We start from the raw sequence: 18,279 nt of genomic DNA, 5'->3' as shown, positions 1-18,279 counted from the left end.
GGGTCGCCCTGGCGACCGGACGCCATGACGTCCGCGCTCGACGGCCTCGTCCTCCCCGCCGACGGCCGCCTCACCCAAGCCGACCTCGACCACCTCGTCGGCCGCGGGCCGGGCCTGACCCCGCTCGGAGACGACGTGCTGGCCGGGTGGTTCACCGCCCGCGCCGCCCTGGGCCGGCCCGACGACGTGCTGGCCGCGGCCCTGCGAGGTCGCCTCCCCGCCACGACGCTGCTGTCCGCCACGCTGCTCGACTGCGCGATCCGCGGCGAGGCGCTGCCCCAGCTCGCCAACTGGCTCGCCGATCCCACTGKATCAACGGCCGACGCGCTGCTCGCCGTCGGCGCCACCTCGGGCGCCGGCCTCCTCGCCGGCGCCAGGCTCGCCCTGGCATCGATCGAGGACCACACCACATCCCGGAGGGTTGCATGACCACGCCGACCAAGGACCACGTCGAGCTCCGCAGCGGTGCGTACGCCGACTCGGTGACGCTGCTGCAGGTGAGCCGGGCTGTGCAGGCCACCCCCGGCGTCGTGGCCGCGCAGGTCGCGATGGCGACCGGCCTCAACCTCGAGGTGCTCGAGGGGATGGGCTTCGACATCCCCGGCTCCTCCCCCAACGACATGGTCGTCGCCCTGCGCCTCGACGCCGACGCCGACGTGTCCGCGGCCCTCGCCGCAGTCGACGCGGCCCTCACGCCCACCCGCCCGACGGGCGGCGACACCACGATCGCCCCGCCGCGCACCACCGGGAGCGCGCTGCGGCGCTCGGCTCCCGACGCGATCGCGCTCGTCTCGGTGCCCGGCGCCAGCGCCACCGTCGAGGCGATGGACGCGCTCGAGGCCGGCCGCGACGTGATGGTCTTCAGCGACAACGTGCCGGTGGCCGAGGAGGTCGCCCTCAAGCGGTACGCCGCCTCGCGCGGCGGGCTGGTCATGGGACCGGACTGCGGCACCGCGGTCGTCGACGGCGTCGGGCTCGGCTTCGCCAACACGGTCCGTCCCGGACGGATCGGCATCGTCGCCGCCTCCGGCACGGGCTGCCAGCAGCTCCTCGCACTGCTCCACCACGCCGGCGAGACGGTCGACGGGGTCGGGGTGCGCCACGCGCTCGGCGTCGGCGGTCGCGACCTGTCGTCGGCCGTCGGCGGGCTCGCCACCCGCGAGGCCCTGCGCCGGCTCGACGCCGACCCGGACGTCGACCTGGTCGTGGTGGTGTCCAAGCCCCCGGCGCCCGAGGTCGCTGAGGCACTCACGAAGGAGACCGGGGCGCTGGGCACGCCCGTGGAGCTGGGGCTGCTCGGCCGCGGCCAGCGGGACCTCACCGCGGTCGCCGAGGCCGTGCTGGAGCGGCTCGGTCACACCCCGCCGGAGTGGCCGGTCCATGGTGCCGACAACACCGGCCCCACGACCGGGCCCCTGCTGCGCGGGCTGTTCGTCGGCGGCACGCTCTGCGACGAGTCGATGCTGATGGCGTCCGCGGCCCTCGGCCCGGTCCGCAGCAACATCCCGCTCTCCGACGACCTCGCGCTGGGGGACGACCTCCTGGTCGACGACCACACGATGGTCGACTTCGGTGACGACGCGCTCACCCAGGGACGCGCGCACCCCATGATCGACCCGACCCTGCGCAACGAGCAGCTGGCCAGGGCCGCCGCCGACCCCGCGACCGGCGTCATCCTGCTCGACCTCGTCCTCGGCCACGGCGCCGAGCCCGACCCAGCCACCCTGCTCGCCCCGGCGATCGCGGCGGCCCGGAAGGACCGTCAGGTCCCGGTGGTCGTCAGCCTGGTCGGCACCGACCTGGACCCGCAGGGCCTGGACGCCCAGCGCGACGCCCTCGTCGCCGCCGGCGCCGAGGTGCACCTCTCCAACGCGAGCGCCACCCGCCGCGCCATCCAGCTGATCGAAGGAGCTGCCCGATGAGCCAGCCCACCGTCGTCACCGTCGGGGCGGACATGTTCGCCGACTCCGTGGCGGGTCAGGCCGTCGACGTCGAGCGCGTCGACTGGCGTCCGCCGATGCCGGGCACCGAGGCCGACCTCGCGAGGGTCGCCACCGATCCCCGCCGCCCCGACGCCAACCGCCGTGCGGTCGAGGCGATGCTCGGCGTAACGGCCCACCTCGTCGACGTCGCGCCCGCCTCCGAGGTGCTCGGCCTCGAGAAGGGCCAGTTCCTCCACGCGGGCCCGCCGATCGAGTGGACACGGACGTCCGGCCCCCTGCGCGGCGCGCTCATGGGCGGCGCCGCCCTCGAGGGCCTCGTCGACGACCCCGAGGACGCCGCAGCGCTCTTCGCGTCCGGCAGCTCGGTCAGCCTCGAGCCGTGCCACCACCGCAGCGCCGTCGGCCCGATGGCCGGCGTCGTGACGCCGTCCATGTGGATGTGGGTCCTCGAGGACCGCGCGACCGGGCGCCGGACGTACTGCTCCCTCAACGAAGGGCTCGGCAAGGTGCTGCGCTACGGCGCCTACTCCCCCGAGGTGCTCACCCGGCTGCGCTGGATGGGCGACGTGCTCGGCCCCCTGCTGCAGGCCGCCGTCCGCGGCACCGAGGAGGCGACCGACGTCACCGGCATCCTCACCCAGATGCTGCAGATGGGCGACGAGGCGCACAACCGCAACCGCGCCGGCACGCTGATGCTGCTGCGCGACCTCTCCCCCGCGATGGTCAGCAGCGCGTCCGACGCCGGGTTCGACAGCTCGGACGTCGCCGACGTGCTGCGCTTCGTCGGCGGCAACGACCACTTCTTCCTCAACCTGGCGATGCCCGCGTGCAAGCTCGCGCTCGACGCCGGCCGCGACGTCCCGGGATCGACGATGGTCGTGGCGATGGCGCGCAACGGCACCGACTTCGGCATCCAGGTCTCCGGCACCGGCGACGAGTGGTTCACCGGGCCGGCCCAGGTGGCCGAGGGCCTCTTCCTCGGCAGCTACGGCCCCGACGACGCCAACGCCGACATCGGCGACTCCGCCATCACCGAGACCGCCGGCATCGGCGGCTTCGCGATGGCGACCGCCCCGGCGATCGTCCGCCTCGTCGGCGGCACCGTGCCCGACGCGCTGGCCACCACCCGGCGGATGCACGAGATCACGCTCGCGGAGAACCCCCGCTGGACGGTGCCCGTCCTGGAGTTCATGGGCACGCCCACCGGCATCGACGTGACCAAGGTGTGCCGTACCGCGATCCTGCCGCAGATCAACACCGGCATGGCCGGCAAGGTCGCCGGCGTGGGCCAGGTGGGCGCCGGTCTCGTCACCCCGCCCGCGGAGATCTTCCCGAAGGCGCTCGCCGCGCTCGCTGCACAGGTCCCCTCCGTCTGAGCGGTGCGTGAGCCACCTTCGGAGGTACGGCGATGTGGCTGGCACACCGCCCACCACCGGGGCGACCGCGCGGGCGGGTCAGGCCGGGGAGGCCGGCCGCTCGTTGTAGACGCCGGCCGGCTCCTGCCCGGTGAGGCCCGCGATGGCACCCATGATCCGGTCGGTCAGGTCACGACGGGCCCGGCCGCTCGGCACGCCGTCGTACTCGTCCGCGACGGTGATCGGCTCGCCGACCCGCACGGTGACGTCGACCTTGCCCAGCCGCGGGCGGCTGGCGCCGACCGGCTGGATCTCCTCGGTCCCCAGCAGGCCGACCGGCAGGACCGGGCAGCCGGCGGTGAGGGCGAGGTGCGCCACGCCCGTACGACCGCGGTAGAGCCGGCCGTCGCGCGAGCGGGTGCCCTCGGGGTAGATGCCGAACGCCTCCCCGCGCCGCAGCACCTCGAGCGCGGTGTCGAGGCTGGCGATCGCCGCCTTGGTGTCGTCCCGGTCGACCGGCAGCATGCCGAGCCCCTCGAACCACGCGCGGACCAGCGTGCCCTTCACCCCGGTGCCGGTGAAGTAGTCGGACTTGGCGAGGAAGACGACCTTGCGGGGGACGACGACCGGGATGACGACGCTGTCGAAGAAGGACAGGTGGTTGCTCGCCACGATGACGGGTCCGGTGGCGGGCACGTGGTGCAGCCCCTCGACCGCCGGGCGCCACACGGCACGGGCGAGCGGGGGGATGACTCCGTGCGCGACCGTGTAGAGCATGGCAGTCATTCTGCCCCGAGGCGCGGCGACCAGAACGCCCGTGTCAGATCCACGGCCCCGCTCGGCCGCAACGGGGTGGCCTCCTCGAGGTAGGCCTGCCGGGCCTCCTCCCCGTGCGAGGGCGGCAGCGAGCCGTCCGCGCGGACCACCCGCCACCACGGCACGCCTCCGCCGTGGGCGGCCAGCACCGACCCGACCAGCCGCGGACCGCCGCGCCCGAGCCGCTCACCGACGACGTCGGCGATGGCGCCGTACGTCGTCGCGCGACCACGCGGGACCGACTCGGCGCACTGCAGCACCAGCTCGGCGTAGAGCTCGCGCTCCTCCTCGGTGGTCATTGCTCCTCCGGCCGGATCAGGCGGGCGGTGACGACCAGCAGGCCGACCACTGTCACCCCGGCGAGGAGCCACAGCCACGACGGGGCCAGTCGCGGGTCGAGGCCGCGGACGGCCAGCCAGGTGACCGGGAGCGGGACCAGCGCCAGCCCACCGCGGGCGAGCCACAGCCGGGCCAGGCGCGGGTCGATCGCGAGCGTCGCGGGGCCGTACGACACCAGGGTGGCGGCGACGTGCGCGGCGGCGAGCAGCACGCCGACCACCAGCAGCCGCCAGTCGACGACGTCGTGGACCGTCCACCAGCCCGCGACGAGCGCGAGCGGCACGACGCCGACGGCGTGGTCGGGCAACCACGCCCAGGCCGCTGCGGACAGCACGACCCCGGCGACCACCAGGCCGTGCGGCACCTGCGGCAGCGCGAGCGCCAGCGCGGCACACGGCAGCACGAGGAGCAGCGCGCGCAGCACGACCACCGCTGGGCTCACGCCGGGACGCAGCACGCGCATCAGGCACGCACCCGGGGCACCTGCGCGCGACGCGACAGCTGGTGGAGGACGGTGTCGAGGGTGCCCGGTCCGCGCCACGGCACCACGGGGGCACCAAGGGCGGCCAGGCGTCGTAGCCGGTCGTCGCGCTCGATCTTCTGCATCCGCATGGCGAGGCTCGACAGGGCGAGCCGGTCGGCGCCACCGGGTTCGGTCAGGGCGTCCCCGAGCGTGTCGACGACGACGACCGACGTCCCGCCGCGCTGGAGGCTGACCGTCGCGGTGACCAGCGGCGTGAACAGCATCGGCGACAGGACGTGGACCACGCTGCCGGACTGCGTGCCGAGGTCGAGGCGTTCCGGTGGGGTGCTGCGCGCGTCGGTGCGGATCCGGGCGAGGGTGCCGAGCAGCCGCTGCAGGTGGCGGGGCCCCGACCCGAGCGGCACCCGCGCCCCGTTGGCGGCGACCACGAGCAGCCCGACCCGGTCACCGGTGCGGACGTGGTGCTCGGCCAGGGCGGCCGCCGCGCGCACGGTGAGGTCGAGCGTGCTGGCGCGGCCGTCGATCCCGCCCGAGACGCCGATGTCGCGCAGGGCGTCGACGAGCAGCCAGACCCCGGCGTCCTGCTCGGCGCGCGTGGTGACGACGTGCAGCTCGCCGGTCCGGAGCGAGACCGGCCAGTTGATCCGCTTCAGGCGGTCGCCGGTGGCGAAGGGTCGGATCCCTTCGAACTCGGTGCCGCTGCCCACCCGCCGCGACCGGTGCCGGCCGACGAGGCCGTCGGGCTGCGGCACCTCGGCCCGGGTGTCGTACGGCGCCCTCCTGGGCAGCACGACCAGGCTGGTCTCGGGGAGGTGCACCGGACCCCAGCGCCAGCCCGCCCACGCGCTGGTCAGCGCGACGCGCTCGGCGCCCACGGCGCGGCGACCCCAGCGACGCGGGCTGAAGCCGAGCGTCGGCAGTCCCTCGTCGACGAGGGAGCCGACCGTGCCGTACGTCGGGGCGCTGGCGACGTGGGCCGCACGGGCGGCGACCCGGGTGAGGTGCTCGACCCCGTCGAGGTCATCGACGTGGAGGCGGGATGTCGCGCCCTGCCCCTCGTGCAGGCTGCGGTGGTCGAGGCGGGCGGCGATCTGCGGCCTCCGGCGGGGGCGGCCGGCGAGCCCGGTCGCGGCGAGGACCACGAACGGGGCGCACAGCACGGCCAGCACCTCCTGGCCGAGCACGATCCCGAGGCTCACGCCGCCGAGCCCGAGCAGGCAGGCGCGCACGAGCGCCGGCGTCGGCCGCCAGGAGGTCACGGGCGGCCGCCCCCGAGCGCCTCCAGCGTGCGCGGCGTCTCGACCGAGGCCAGGACGGAGTCGACGACCCGCGAGCCGGACGCCTCCGTCATCCAGAGGTCGGGCTTGACCGTGATCCGGTGCGCCAGCACGGCCCGGGCGACGACCTTCACGTCCTCGGGGACGACGAAGTCGCGTCCCCGGATCGCCGCCCACGCCCGGGCGGTCAGCACCAGGCCCAGGCTGCCGCGCGGCGAGGCGCCGGTGAGGACGTCGGGGTGGGAACGGGTCGCCGCGACGAGGTCCACGCAGTAGCGCGCCACGGACTCGTCCACGACCACCTGCTCGACCGCGGCCTGCGCGGCGGCCAGCCCGGCGGCGTCGGTGACCCGGGCGATGTCGACCTCCTCGCGCTGCCGGTCGAGGCGGCGGCGCAGGACGTCGTGCTCCTCGCCGGCGGTGGGGTACCCGAAGGCGACGCGGAGCAGGAAGCGGTCGAGCTGCGCCTCGGGCAGCGGGTAGGTGCCCTCGTACTCCACCGGGTTGGCGGTGGCGAGGACGTGGAACGGGCTCGGCAGCGGGTGGGTCCTCCCCTCGACCGTGACCTGGCCTTCCTGCATCGCCTCGAGGAGCGCTGCCTGCGTCTTCGGCGGGGTCCGGTTGACCTCGTCGGCGAGCAGCAGCCCGGCGAAGACCGGTCCAGGACGGAAGTCGAACTCCGCCCGGCGCTGGTCGTAGACGTAGGACCCGGTGAGGTCGGCCGGGAGCAGGTCCGGGGTGAACTGCGCGCGGGAGAAGTCCAGGCCCAGGGCACCCGCGAAGGAACGCGCCGCCAGCGTCTTGCCCAGGCCCGGGAAGTCCTCGAGCAGCACGTGTCCCTTCGCCAGGATGCCGGCCAGCACCAGCGAGAGCACCTCGCGCTTCCCCACGACGGCGCGGGCCACCTCGTCGAGGACGCGGTCGGCGAACGCGGCGACCTGCGCCGGCTCGAGGGACTCTGCGGGCTCTGGCCGCTCGGTGCTGGGGTGGTCAGCGTCGCTCACGGGACGTCCTCGATTCGGGTCAGGATGCGGTCGATGTCGGCAGGCGAGAGCCTGCGGGTGTCGGCGAGCTCGCGCCGGACGGTCGCGCCGAGGTCGGGGTCGCGGGCGCGGGCGAGCGCCACGAGCCGGTGGGCCAGCGCGGTGGACGGCTGGTCGGACTGCACGTGGCTGGAGAGCACGCGGAGGTCGGAGGAGGCCTCGTCCACCCGGTCCGTCGCCGGCGGCCCCTCCAGCCACTCCGCGGTGGGGACGTCGAGGGTGTCGATGACGAGGTACGCCGTGGTCAGCACGACCACCGACCAGACGACGTACGGCAGGGGCTGGGGCTCCATGTCGAACAGGACCGCGGCGACGAACCCCGCCACGGCCAGGCCGACCCCCTTGGCGACCCGCCCGGTCAGGCGGTCGGAGAGCGAGGTCATGCCCCCACCCCCAGGCTGTGCCGGATGTCGGCAAGGGCGGCGAGGGCCCGTGCGCGGTGCTCCTCGGTGACGGGGTGGTCGGAGAACCGGGCCTCCCGGTAGAGCTCGGCGAGGCGGTTCACCGAGCCGTTGTCGGCCGCGGCGAGGTCCAGGATGCGCAGGCCGTACTCCGACGACGTCTCCGAGGCCCGCCGGGCCACCCCCGCTCGCTCGCCCTGGACCTCGAAGTGGTGCCAGGCGGCCACGATGGCGTTGCGCGGGTCTCCCTCGCGCAGCAGCGTCTCCTGCTCCTCGGCGTCGGCGGCCACCTGTCGAGCCACCCGGACCGGCTCGTCGAGCACGGTGAACCCGACCACCGCGCGCTCCCCTTCGCGGAGGCGGCGCGCCCGGACCTCCCGGATGACCATGGCAGCGAGCCACACCAGGACCGCCAGACCACCCGCTGCTGCCGCGGCGAGCAGGAGACCGGTGAGCACCCCCATCCACAGCGGCGGCGCCTTCTCGGTCACGTCCCCCGAGTCGTCACCGCCGAAGCCCGGCGGCGGCTCGCAGTAGTTGCGGGCGGCGAAGTCATCCGGGATCTCGACGGTCGTCGAGCCATCGGCGGCCGTGGCCACCGGCAGCGGGATGCACGTCTCCGTCGTGGTGGTCGGGGCCTGCACCCGCCCCGCACCGGTGAACACCTCGTCCGGACCGATCAGCGTGGCCCAGGCGACCAGGACCATGAGCAGGCACGACGCGGCCACGGCCAGCACGGCGCGCAGGCCCGGCGGCCACTCCCCGAACGCACGCATGGCGCGACCCTAGGTGACGGGGTCGCGCCATGCGAGGGCGCGTCAGTAGGCCGGCTGGCTCGGGTCGACCTGGCTGACCCACGCCACGACGCCGCCGCCCACGTGCACGGCGTCGGCGTAGCCGGCGCCCTTGACGATCGCGAGCACCTCGGCGGACCGGACGCCCGACTTGCAGTGCAGGACGATCGGCTTGTCGCTGGGCAGGTCGCCGAGGGCGTTGCCGTTGAGGAACTCGCCCTTCGGGATCAGCTTGGCGCCCGGGATGCGGTTGATCTCGAACTCGTTGGGCTCACGGACGTCGATGAGCTCGAAGTCGCGGGTGCCCTCCTCGCGCTCCTTGAGCATCACCTCGAGCTGGGTGACCGAGATCGTCGAGCCGGCGGCGGCCTCGGCGGCCTCGTCGGAGACGGCGCCGCAGAAGGCGTCGTAGTCGATGAGACCGGTGACCGTCGCGTTGTCACCGCAGAGGGCGCAGCTCGGGTCCTTGCGGACCTTGAGCTTGCGCCACTCCAGCTCGAGGGCGTCGTAGATGACGAGCTTGCCGATGGCCGGGTCACCGATGCCGGTGATCAGCTTGATCGCCTCGTTGACCTGGATCGAGCCGATGCTGGCGCACAGCACGCCGAGCACGCCGCCCTCGGCGCAGCTGGGGACCATGCCCGGCGGCGGGGGCTCGGGGTAGAGGCAGCGGTAGCAGGGGGCGTCGTCGGCGAGGGTCGGCGCGAAGACGGACGCCTGGCCGTCGAAGCGGTAGATCGAGCCCCAGACGTAGGGGATCTTCAGGAAGTAGGCGGCGTCGTTGACCATGTAGCGGGTCGCGAAGTTGTCGGTGCCGTCGACGATGAGGTCGTAGCCCTCGAAGACCTGCAGCACGTTGTCGTTGTCGAGGCGCTCGTTGTGCACGATGACCTCGACGTAGGGGTTGACCTCGGCGATCGACTCCTTGGCGGACTCGGCCTTGGGGCGACCGATGTCGGACATGCCGTGGATGATCTGGCGCTGGAGGTTGGACTCGTCGACCTCGTCGAACTCCGCGATGCCGAGCGTGCCGACGCCGGCCGCGGCCAGGTAGAGCAGGGCGGGCGAGCCCAGGCCGCCGGCGCCGATGACGAGCACCTTGGCGTTCTTCAGCCGCTTCTGCCCGGCCATCCCCACGTCGGGGATGATCAGGTGGCGGCTGTAGCGGCGCACCTCGTCGGTGCTGAGCTCGGCTGCGGGCTCGACAAGTGCAGGGAACGACACGTCTTCTCCTCGACTCGGGTGTCGGTGCAACAGCACCGACGACTCCCATGTTCCCCGCGGGCCCCACATGCCCTTCACCGGTCCCGCGATGCGGACGCGGGCCGGCCGGCTGCCGGCACCGCAGCATCTTCGGCCTCCGGGGTGGATTCAGAAGATTTTCCTTGCCACCGGGCGCTCCCTGCGGTGGAGTGACCGGTTGGTGACTCGATCTGACCACCTCCGGGTGGCCCGTACGGGTCATGCACCACCATCCCCCCACTCTCGGAACACGGAGAACTCCCTGTGAAGAAGACAACCCTGCCCGGCCTGATGGCCGGTACGGCGTGCCTGGCCCTCGGCCTCGCCGCCCTCCCCGCAGCAGCAGTCCCCTCCGACGGCGCCCCGGCGTCGTCCGACCAGGCCCGCGCCAAGCCCGACAACCGCACCTCCCCCCAGATCAGGAAGCAGGCGCGCCTCAAGGCGAAGGCCCGCGCGATGGTCGAGAACGGCTCCGCCAAGGCTCGCACCCTGAGCGACGGCAGCCAGGTCGTCGAGGTGACCGACGGCGAGTTCGTCGAGCTCGGTGAGACCGGCACGGACAAGATCTGGACGGTCCTGTCGGAGTTCGGCACCCAGGGGTCGAAGAAGCTCGGCCTCGCCCCCGGCCCACTGCACAACGCGATCCCGAAGCCCGACCGCTCGAAGGACAACTCCACCACCTGGGAGCCGTCCTACGACAAGGCCTACTACGACGACCTGTTCAACGGTCCCGGCGAGTCGATGGCGAACTTCTACACCGCCCAGTCCAGCGGCAAGTACAGCGTCGACGTGACCACCGAGGACTGGGTCACCGTGCCGGGCAACGCGTCGACGTACGGCGACAACGCGGTCGAGGACGACGGCGGGTCGTGGGCCTTCATCAACGACACGGTCGACGCCTGGGCCACCACGTCCGGCAAGTCGACTGCCGACCTCGACGCCTACCTGTCGCAGTTCGACGAGTGGGACCGCTACGACTTCGACGAGGACGGCGACTTCGACGAGCCCGACGGCTACATCGACCACTTCCAGGCCGTCCACGCCGGCGAGGGCGAGGAGGCCGGCGCCGACCCCGACGCCATCTGGTCGCACCGCTGGTACGTCAACCCGACCACCGCCGGCTCCGACGGCCCGGTCGTCGCGGGCAAGCCCAACCTCAACGGCGGCGCGCGGATCGGCAGCTCGAGCTACTTCATCGGTGACTACACGGTCGAGCCCGAGAACGGCGGCCTCGGCGTCTTCGCGCACGAGTACGGCCACGACCTCGGCCTGCCCGACTTCTACGACACCAACGGTGGCGACAACGGCACCTCGTTCTGGACCACCATGTCCTCGGGCTCCTGGCTCGGCCACGGTGGCGCCGACGAGGGCATCGGCACCCAGCCCGGCAGCTTCGGCCCGGAGGAGAAGCTCTTCCTCGGCTGGCTGAAGTACGCCGAGGTGAACAAGGGCGCCGGCACGCAGGGCATCACGCTCAGCCCGTCGGAGAAGCAGGTCGACGGCGCCTACCAGGCCGTCAAGGTGAACCTCAAGGACGTCACCACCACCCAGGCCCAGGTCGACATCCCCGGTGGTGACTACGCCTGGTGGTCCGGCCGCGGCGACGACCTGCGCAACACGCTGACCCGTGACGTGCCGAAGGCAAGCTCCGTCACCGTCACGGCCGACGCCTGGTACCAGATCGAGAAGGGCTACGACTTCCTCTACGGCCAGTACTCCGTCGACAACGGCGACACCTGGACGACCGTCGGGCAGCCGCTCACCGGCGACAAGGCGCGTTGGGGCGGCCTCCGCTTCTCCTACAAGCCGGGCGGCAAGGCCTCGAAGTTCCGGTTCCGCTACGCCACGGACGGCGGCGTGAACGAGACGGGCGCCTTCCTGGACAACATCGTCGTCAAGGCCGACAAGACGACGTTCACCGACGACGTCGAGACCGAGGCGACGCCGGCGTGGGTCGCCAAGGGCTGGAAGCGCTCGACCGGCACGGAGACGGTGACCGACAACCGTTACTACCTCATCGAGAACCGGCAGTACGTCGGCTACGACGCCACCCTGGCGCAGGGCCCGTACAACTTCTCCGAGGCCGTCACCCGGCCCAACTGGGTGGAGTTCTTCAGGTTCCAGGACGGCATGCTCGTGTGGCTCGTCGACCCGACCGCGGCCGACAACAACACCTCGGTGCACCCGGGCTCCGGGTACGCCCTGCCGGTCGACGCGACGCCGAACTCGTTCACGTACGGCGACGGCACGAGCCCGACCAACCGGCGTGAGCCGTTCGACGCCACCTTCGGCCTCGACGTCATCGACCGGACGTGCCTGCACAAGCAGGTGGCCGCCGACAACGCCGCCGGCTACACGACGCTGGAGACCTGCTCGGGCGGTGTCCCGCAGCAGGCGACCTTCGACGACACGCTGGTGTCGACGTACTACGACGAGGCCAACAACCCGCAGAACTCGGTGAAGGTCGCCGGGGAGGGCGTGAAGGCCACCGTCAAGAGCGTGGACGGCACCAGCCGCAACATGCTCGTCGACGTCACCTACTGAGCGACACCACGACACGCGAGGAGGGGCCCCGGGACACCCGGGGTCCCTCCTCGCACGTCCGGCTGCCGATAGGCTCGCCGTGGCCTACCCGGCAGTACCTTCCAGCCGCACGGCCCATCGCCACTCGGCAACACCCCCGGCAAGCAGGAGCACGACGTGACCGCAGGCAGCACCGACACCACGTCCGACGGCGTCAACCCCCGACCGCGCGGCGGCCGGATGCCGCGGCGCGAGCGTCGCGTGCAGCTGCTCGAGTCCGCGCTCGAGGTGTTCGTGGCGCAGGGCTACCACGCTGCCGCGATGGACGACATCGCCGACCGGGCCGGGGTGTCCAAGCCGGTGCTCTACCAGCACTTCCCCGGCAAGCTCGACCTCTACCTCGCGCTGCTCGACACCTCGTGCGACCTGATCATCGACAACTGCCGCGAGGCACTTGCCTCCACCACCGACAACAGGGACCGCGTCGCGGCGACGATGAAGGTGTTCTACAGCTACGTCGCGTCCGAGGAGGGCGCGTTCCGGCTGGTCTTCGAGTCCGACCTGACGAGCGAGCCCGACGTGCGCGAGCGCGTGGACCGGGTCACCACCGAGTGCGCGTCCATGATCGCCGACGTGATCCGCACCGACACCGGCCTGGCCGACGAGGCCTCGGAGCTGCTGGCGGTGTCGCTGGTGGGAATGGCACAGGTGTCCGCGCGGTTCTGGCTCGCGGGCGGCGGCCAGATCACCCAGGACGACGCGGCCGCCCTGATCGCCGGGCTGGCCTGGCGCGGCATCCGGGGCTACCCGATGACCGACGACCACTGACCGGACCACTGACCCGACCACCCACCCGGCATCATCAAGACGTCACCCAACACCCCTGAGCTGAGGAGCAACATCGTGGAGGTCAAGATCGGCGTGCAGCACGCGCAGCGCGAGCTGGTGCTCGACACCGACAGCACGCCCGAGGACATCGAGGCGCGGCTGACCGAGGCGCTGTCCGCCAACGGCGTGCTGCGCCTGGCCGACACGAAGGGCCGCTCGGTCGTCGTGCCGGCCGACAAGATCGCCTACATCGAGCTGGGGTCGCCGAGCTCGAGCACCGTCGGTTTCCGCTGACGCTTCACCGGTGGGGGTGAGACACCCCATCCCTCCGGGCGGCGTGGTGATTGATCCGACCCCCTTCGGGGAACATGATGGGACGCCGGCACACACTGTCGGCACTCCCGTCACGAGCTCGTGGCAAAGAAAGGTGGCCCATCATGGTCGTAGATCTCATCGTCCTCATCATCGTCGGCGCGATCATCGGACTGCTCGGCAAGCTCGTCGCACCGGGCGACAAGGACAACATCCCGATCTGGCTCACGATCCTGTGCGGCATCGGCGGCGTGCTGCTCGGCTACTGGATCTACTCGCTGTTCGGTGGTGACGGCTCGCGCGGCATCGACTGGGTCCGCTGGTTCGTCGCGATCGTGACCGCGGCAGTCCTGGTCGTGATCGCCTCGACGGTCACCGGCCGCAACACCGGGTCCCGCACGCGGGTCTGACCCGCACGCACCACCGCACGAGGCCCCGCATCCGACGGATGCGGGGCCTCGTCGCGTCTGCGGCGGTGGCTCAGGCCTCCAGGCCGAGCCGGGCCATCCGGTCGGTGTGCAGCTCGGTCAGCCGGGTGAACATCCGGCCCAGCGCTGCCAGGTCGAGACCCGGGCGGTCCACTCCCCCGGCCAGCAGCGCGGTGAGGGAGTCACGGTCGCCCGCGACGCGCTGCGCCTGGGTGAGGGCCTCGCCCATCAGCCGTCGCCCCCACAGGGCCAGCCGGCCGCCGAGCCGGTGGTCCTCGGCGATGCCGGCGCGGACCCGCTCGACGATGAACGCCGTCTGTCCCGTGTCCTGCAGCGAGCTGATGATGACCTCGCGGGTCTCCGGGTCGAGGTAGGCGGCGATCTCGCGGTAGAAGTCGGCGGCGAGCCCGTCGCCGACGTAGGCCTTGATCAGGCCCTCGTAGTAGTCGGAGGGCGCGGTGTGCGCGTGGAAGCTGTCGAAGCTGTCCCGGAAGGCCTGCATCGCCTCGGCCGGGTCGGCACCGAGCTGCTCGAGCCGCTCGACGAGCTTCTGCAGGTGCCCGAACTCGGCGGTGGCCATCGCGCCGATCGCGATCTTGTCGTCGATCCCGGGCGCCATCTTGCCGTCCTCGACGAGGCGCTCGAAGGCCGACAGCTCGCCGTAGGCGATGGCTCCGAGGAGGTCGACTGCGGCGCGTCGGTAGTCCTCATCGGGCGATTCCGTCATGTTCGCAGCCTAGCGATAGCATCATGGTGACCGAGCCGCCGACTATCTGCCGGTGGCCGCCTGTATGTGCGCGGTCGGCACTCGCCCGCCAAGGGCCTCTCGAGTGGGCTGACCGCATACGTGGGACATCCGACTCAGCAGAGAGACACCATCTCGTGACCACCTTCCGTGAACTGGGCGTGCTGCCCGACATCTGCGACGCGCTCGACCGCGCCGGCATCACCACCCCCTTCGCCATCCAGGAGATGACCCTCTCGGTCGCCCTGATGGGCACCGACCTCATCGGCCAGGCCCGCACGGGCACCGGCAAGACGCTCGCCTTCGGCATCCCGGTCCTGCAGCGCAGCGTCGCCCCCAAGGACCCGGCCTACGCCGACATGCCGCAGGGCAAGCCGCAGGCCCTCATCGTCGCGCCGACCCGCGAGCTCGCCCTGCAGGTCTCCAACGACCTGCACCTGGCCAGCAAGGACCTCGGCCTCCGCGTCCTCACCGTCTACGGCGGCGTCGGCTACGACGCCCAGCTCGAGGCGCTCGAGTCCGGTGTCGACATCGTCGTCGGCACGCCGGGCCGGCTCATCGACCTGGCCAACCGTCGCTCGCTCGACCTCTCGCACGTCCACGCGCTGGTCCTCGACGAGGCCGACGAGATGCTCGACCTCGGCTTCCTGCCCGACGTCATCACGCTGATCTCGAAGACGCCCGAGACCCGCCAGACGATGCTGTTCTCGGCGACCATGCCGGCCGCCATCGTCTCGCTGGCCCGCATCCACATGCGGCACCCGATGAACATCCGTGCCGAGTCGTCGTACGACACCACGATGGTCCCGGCCACCGCGCAGTTCATCTACCAGGCCCACGACCTCGACAAGCCGGAGATCATCGGCCGGGTCCTGCAGGCCGAGGACGCCGAGAAGATCATCGTCTTCACCCGCACCAAGCGCCAGGCGCAGCGCGTGGCCGACGACCTCGCCGAGCGCGGCTTCCTGGCCTCCCCGCTCCACGGAGACATGGCCCAGGTCGCGCGTGAGAAGGCACTCGCCAAGTTCCGCGAGGACAAGATCCGCGTCCTGGTCGCCACCGACGTCGCGGCCCGCGGCATCGACGTCCGCGGCGTCTCGCACGTCATCAACTACACCTGCCCCGAGGACGACAAGACCTACGTGCACCGCATCGGTCGCACCGGTCGCGCCGGGGCCACCGGCACGGCGATCACCTTCGTCGACTGGGCCGACCTGCACCGCTGGAAGATGATCAACAAGACGCTCGACCTGCCCTTCGACGTGCCGCAGGAGACGTACTCGACCTCCGAGCACCTCTTCCACGACCAGGGCATCCCGGCCGGCACGAAGGGCCGCATCGTCGACCCCGCCCCGGTCGAGAAGAAGGAGCGCGCGCCGCGCGAGCGGCGTTCGGGCTCGGGTTCGGGTTCGGGTTCGGGCCGCAGCGGCTCCGACGCCGGCTCCCCGGAGAAGTCCGGTGACGCACCCCGCCGCCGCAACCGCAACCGCCGTCGCACCCGCGGTGGCGAGTCGGTCGAGGCCCCCAAGGCCTGATCTCCGGCCTCCGGGCCACTACTTCGCGCGAGCGGGCTTCTTCGCCACCTTCTTCTTGGGGCGGGAGGCCCGCTCGACGAGGTTCCGGGCGACCTCGCGGTAGGCGTTGGCACCCTTGCTGCTGCGACTCGTGGCGAGGATCGACCGGCCGGCGGCCGGGGCCTCGGCGAACTTGATCGTCTTGGGGATCGGCGGCTCGACGACCTCGAGGTCGTAGGTCTCGCTGATCGTCTCCAGCACCGTGCGGGAGTGGTTGGTGCGGCCGTCGTAGAGCGTCGGCAGCACGCCCCAGACCTCGAGCCCGCGGTTGGTGAAGCGGCGCACGTCGTGGACGGTGTCGAGCAGCTGGCCCACGCCGCGGTGCGAGAGCGTCTCGCACTGCAGCGGGATCAGCACGCCGTCGGCGGCGGTGAGCGCGGCGACCGTCAGCACGCCGAGCGAGGGCGGGCAGTCGAGCAGCACCCAGTCGTAGGCCCCCTCCTCGGAGTCCTCGAGGTCCTCGGCCAGCTGCTCGAGGGCGCCCTTGATGACGTGCTCGCGCCCGGTGCGGGTCAGGAGGTCGGCCTCGGCGCGGGCCAGCTCGATCGTGGCCGGCAGGACGTCGACGCCCTCCTCGGTCTCGATGATGACCTCGATCGGGTCGACGCCCTGGGTCAGGACGTGGTGGACCGAGGTCTCGAGGTCCTCGGGGTCGATGCCGAGGGAGAAGGTCAGGCAGGCCTGCGGGTCGAGGTCGACCAGCAGCACGCGGTGCCCGAGCTCGGCCAGCGCGGCGCCGATCGAGGCGACGGACGTGGTCTTGGCGACCCCGCCCTTCTGGTTGGCGACGGCCAGCGTGACGGGGGCCGCTCCCCGGCTCTTGGTGCTCATTGCCGGCAATTGTGCCGGACGGGCTCGCGGAGGGTGGGGCGGTCCTGAAATGCTGGTGGCATGAGCACTTCACTGATCACCGGCGCGACCGCCGGCATCGGCCACGAGTACGCCGTCCAGCTCGCCGCCCGCGGCGACGACCTCGTCCTCGTGGCGCGCGACTCCGCCCGCCTCGAGGAGGTGGCCGAGGAGCTGCGGCGCACCCACCAGGTCCAGGTCGAGGTGCTGGTCGCCGACCTCACCGACCGTGACCAGCTCGCCACGGTCGAGGCCCGCGTGGCCGACCACGACCGACCGGTGGACCTGCTGGTCAACAACGCCGGCTTCGGGCTGAAGAAGCGCTTCCTCGACAACACCGCCGACGACGAGACCGCGATGCTCGAGGTCCTCGTCACCGCGGTGCTGCGGCTGAGCCACGCCGCGCTCGGGGCGATGGCCGAGCGCGGCCACGGCGGCATCATCAACGTCTCCAGTGTCGCGGCCTTCCTCCCCCGCGGCACCTACTCGGCGTCGAAGGCATGGGTCAACAGCTTCAGCGAGTGGGCGCACCTGGAGTACAAGTCGCGCGGCGTGAAGGTGATGGCCCTGTGCCCGGGGTTCACCAAGACCGAGTTCCACCAGCGGATGCAGGTCAAGCGTGGCGAGGGCTTCATGTGGCTCGACGCAGACTTCCTGGTCCGCACGTCGCTCGAGGACTTCGAGAAGGGTCGCGCCTACTCGGTCCCCGGTGCGCAGTACAAGGCGATCCGGGTGCTGACGACCGCCATCCCGAACCGCGTCCTCCGGCTCACGCAGGGCGTGGGCCGCCGGTGACGGTGCGCATCGCACCCCCTCTCGTCGGCGACGCCGAGCAGCTGGCCGACCTCCACCTCGACGTCTGGGAGGAGGCCTACGCCGCCCTCATGCCCGCGTGGGTGTTCGCCGACCGTCGCTCGCGCCGCGACGAGCGGGTCGCGAGCTGGAGCGGCATCATCGCCAACGGCTCGAGCGACAACCTGCTCGCGTGGTCGCCCGACGGCCGACTGCTGGGCTTCTCCAGCACCGGCGGTGGCCGCGACCCCGACGACGGCCTCCCCCCGCTCGAGCTGATGGCGCTCTACGTGCGGGCGTCGTCGTACGGCACCGGGGTCGGGCACGCCCTCCTCGATGCGGCGATCGGCGACTCGCCCGCCTACCTCTGGGTCCTCGACGGCAACCTCCGGGCGATCGGCTTCTACGAGCGCCACGGGTTCGCCTTCGACGGCGCGACCAAGCCCGAGGACGTCGGGCTCGAGCGGCGGATGGTGCGTGGCTCGACGTCAGGCTGACGCCGCGGCGCAGCGACAGGACGATCGCGGAGGCCGT

20 protein-coding genes are annotated in these 18,279 nt (G+C 72.3%); 10 read left to right on the top strand and 10 right to left on the bottom strand.

The genetic code is table 11. The annotated features are described in order from the left end of the window. From AC1DP1_RS22140 to AC1DP1_RS22130, 3 genes are all read left to right on the top strand, one after another. The coding region (locus AC1DP1_RS22140; protein WP_477508672.1) for an oxamate carbamoyltransferase subunit AllH family protein at nucleotides 1-429 on the top strand (429 nt) is incomplete at its 5' end. After that, nucleotides 426-1,922 carry an FdrA family protein gene (locus AC1DP1_RS22135; protein ID WP_477508671.1) on the top strand — a complete coding sequence of 499 codons (1,497 nt, stop codon included), beginning with the start codon at nucleotides 426-428 and terminating at the stop codon, nucleotides 1,920-1,922. The genes AC1DP1_RS22140 and AC1DP1_RS22135, both read left to right, overlap by 4 nt. After that, nucleotides 1,919-3,319 (top strand): YlbE family protein, encoded by a 1,401-nt coding sequence (locus tag AC1DP1_RS22130; RefSeq protein ID WP_477508670.1) that lies wholly within the window; start codon nucleotides 1,919-1,921, stop codon nucleotides 3,317-3,319. The genes AC1DP1_RS22135 and AC1DP1_RS22130 overlap by 4 nt, the downstream gene beginning before the upstream one ends. Nucleotides 3,320-3,397: 78 nt before the next feature. Here the strand turns inward: AC1DP1_RS22130 and AC1DP1_RS22125 are convergent, their stop codons facing one another. The 8 genes from AC1DP1_RS22125 to moeZ are packed head-to-tail and all read right to left on the bottom strand — an operon-like array spanning nucleotide 3,398 to nucleotide 9,676. Continuing rightward, complete coding sequence (locus AC1DP1_RS22125; protein ID WP_477508669.1) at nucleotides 3,398-4,075, bottom strand: lysophospholipid acyltransferase family protein; 678 nt, start codon at nucleotides 4,073-4,075, stop codon at nucleotides 3,398-3,400. Between the two features lie 5 nt (nucleotides 4,076-4,080). After that, nucleotides 4,081-4,413: an MGMT family protein gene (locus tag AC1DP1_RS22120; RefSeq protein WP_191194974.1), complete on the bottom strand. Its 333-nt coding sequence runs from the start codon at nucleotides 4,411-4,413 to the stop codon at nucleotides 4,081-4,083. Then, nucleotides 4,410-4,895, bottom strand: coding sequence for a hypothetical protein (locus tag AC1DP1_RS22115; protein WP_477508668.1), 486 nt, complete (start codon nucleotides 4,893-4,895; stop codon nucleotides 4,410-4,412). Before AC1DP1_RS22115 ends, AC1DP1_RS22120 begins: the two co-directional genes overlap by 4 nt. Nucleotides 4,896-4,915: 20 nt before the next feature. Next, a complete protein-coding gene (locus tag AC1DP1_RS22110) occupies nucleotides 4,916-6,196 on the bottom strand; it encodes a DUF58 domain-containing protein (RefSeq protein WP_477508667.1) in 1,281 nt (426 codons plus the stop codon). Then, nucleotides 6,193-7,218, bottom strand: a complete 1,026-nt coding sequence (locus AC1DP1_RS22105; RefSeq protein WP_477508666.1) for an AAA family ATPase — start codon at nucleotides 7,216-7,218, stop codon at nucleotides 6,193-6,195. The genes AC1DP1_RS22110 and AC1DP1_RS22105 overlap by 4 nt, the downstream gene beginning before the upstream one ends. Next, nucleotides 7,215-7,640: a hypothetical protein gene (locus AC1DP1_RS22100; RefSeq protein WP_477508665.1), complete on the bottom strand. Its 426-nt coding sequence runs from the start codon at nucleotides 7,638-7,640 to the stop codon at nucleotides 7,215-7,217. The genes AC1DP1_RS22105 and AC1DP1_RS22100 overlap by 4 nt, the downstream gene beginning before the upstream one ends. Next, nucleotides 7,637-8,434 carry a DUF4129 domain-containing protein gene (locus tag AC1DP1_RS22095; protein ID WP_477508664.1) on the bottom strand — a complete coding sequence of 266 codons (798 nt, stop codon included), beginning with the start codon at nucleotides 8,432-8,434 and terminating at the stop codon, nucleotides 7,637-7,639. The genes AC1DP1_RS22100 and AC1DP1_RS22095 overlap by 4 nt, the downstream gene beginning before the upstream one ends. 42 nt (nucleotides 8,435-8,476) lie before the next feature. Beyond that, complete coding sequence (gene moeZ, locus AC1DP1_RS22090; protein WP_457191584.1) at nucleotides 8,477-9,676, bottom strand: adenylyltransferase/sulfurtransferase MoeZ; 1,200 nt, start codon at nucleotides 9,674-9,676, stop codon at nucleotides 8,477-8,479. Between the two features lie 282 nt (nucleotides 9,677-9,958). Here moeZ and AC1DP1_RS22085 point away from each other — a divergent pair, with 282 nt between their 5' ends. The 4 genes from AC1DP1_RS22085 to AC1DP1_RS22070 all read left to right on the top strand — a co-directional run bounded on the left by AC1DP1_RS22085 (nucleotide 9,959) and on the right by AC1DP1_RS22070 (nucleotide 13,767). Continuing rightward, nucleotides 9,959-12,238, top strand: a complete 2,280-nt coding sequence (locus AC1DP1_RS22085) for an immune inhibitor A domain-containing protein (RefSeq protein WP_477508663.1) — start codon at nucleotides 9,959-9,961, stop codon at nucleotides 12,236-12,238. Between the two features lie 219 nt (nucleotides 12,239-12,457). Next, nucleotides 12,458-13,045, top strand: coding sequence for a TetR/AcrR family transcriptional regulator (locus AC1DP1_RS22080; RefSeq protein WP_300051936.1), 588 nt, complete (start codon nucleotides 12,458-12,460; stop codon nucleotides 13,043-13,045). A gap of 75 nt (nucleotides 13,046-13,120) precedes the next feature. Next, nucleotides 13,121-13,339: a DUF3107 domain-containing protein gene (locus tag AC1DP1_RS22075; RefSeq protein WP_477508662.1), complete on the top strand. Its 219-nt coding sequence runs from the start codon at nucleotides 13,121-13,123 to the stop codon at nucleotides 13,337-13,339. A 143-nt stretch (nucleotides 13,340-13,482) separates the two neighbouring features. Then, on the top strand, nucleotides 13,483-13,767 hold the full coding sequence (locus AC1DP1_RS22070; protein WP_477508661.1) for a GlsB/YeaQ/YmgE family stress response membrane protein: 285 nt from the start codon (nucleotides 13,483-13,485) through the stop codon (nucleotides 13,765-13,767). A 70-nt stretch (nucleotides 13,768-13,837) separates the two neighbouring features. On the opposite strand, the gene AC1DP1_RS22065 is transcribed toward AC1DP1_RS22070, so the two are convergent. After that, nucleotides 13,838-14,512, bottom strand: coding sequence for a ferritin-like fold-containing protein (locus AC1DP1_RS22065; protein ID WP_457191592.1), 675 nt, complete (start codon nucleotides 14,510-14,512; stop codon nucleotides 13,838-13,840). Between the two features lie 155 nt (nucleotides 14,513-14,667). Here AC1DP1_RS22065 and AC1DP1_RS22060 point away from each other — a divergent pair, with 155 nt between their 5' ends. Beyond that, on the top strand, nucleotides 14,668-16,065 hold the full coding sequence (locus tag AC1DP1_RS22060; protein WP_477508660.1) for a DEAD/DEAH box helicase: 1,398 nt from the start codon (nucleotides 14,668-14,670) through the stop codon (nucleotides 16,063-16,065). Nucleotides 16,066-16,083: 18 nt separating this feature from the next. Here the strand turns inward: AC1DP1_RS22060 and AC1DP1_RS22055 are convergent, their stop codons facing one another. Then, nucleotides 16,084-16,935 (bottom strand): ParA family protein, encoded by an 852-nt coding sequence (locus AC1DP1_RS22055; protein WP_457191596.1) that lies wholly within the window; start codon nucleotides 16,933-16,935, stop codon nucleotides 16,084-16,086. Nucleotides 16,936-16,995: 60 nt separating this feature from the next. Between AC1DP1_RS22055 and AC1DP1_RS22050 the strand changes: the two genes are divergently transcribed. Together AC1DP1_RS22050 and AC1DP1_RS22045 are read left to right on the top strand one after the other, a co-directional pair. After that, on the top strand, nucleotides 16,996-17,748 hold the full coding sequence (locus AC1DP1_RS22050; protein ID WP_477508659.1) for an SDR family NAD(P)-dependent oxidoreductase: 753 nt from the start codon (nucleotides 16,996-16,998) through the stop codon (nucleotides 17,746-17,748). After that, nucleotides 17,745-18,242 carry an N-acetyltransferase family protein gene (locus AC1DP1_RS22045; RefSeq protein WP_477508658.1) on the top strand — a complete coding sequence of 166 codons (498 nt, stop codon included), beginning with the start codon at nucleotides 17,745-17,747 and terminating at the stop codon, nucleotides 18,240-18,242. Before AC1DP1_RS22050 ends, AC1DP1_RS22045 begins: the two co-directional genes overlap by 4 nt. Nucleotides 18,243-18,279 lie beyond the last annotated feature (37 nt).

The sequence above is a fragment of the Nocardioides sp. P4_G10 genome, assembly GCF_056401175.1.
Note: the sequence above shows the minus strand (reverse complement) of the source record. Positions and strands in the feature narration are given on the sequence as shown.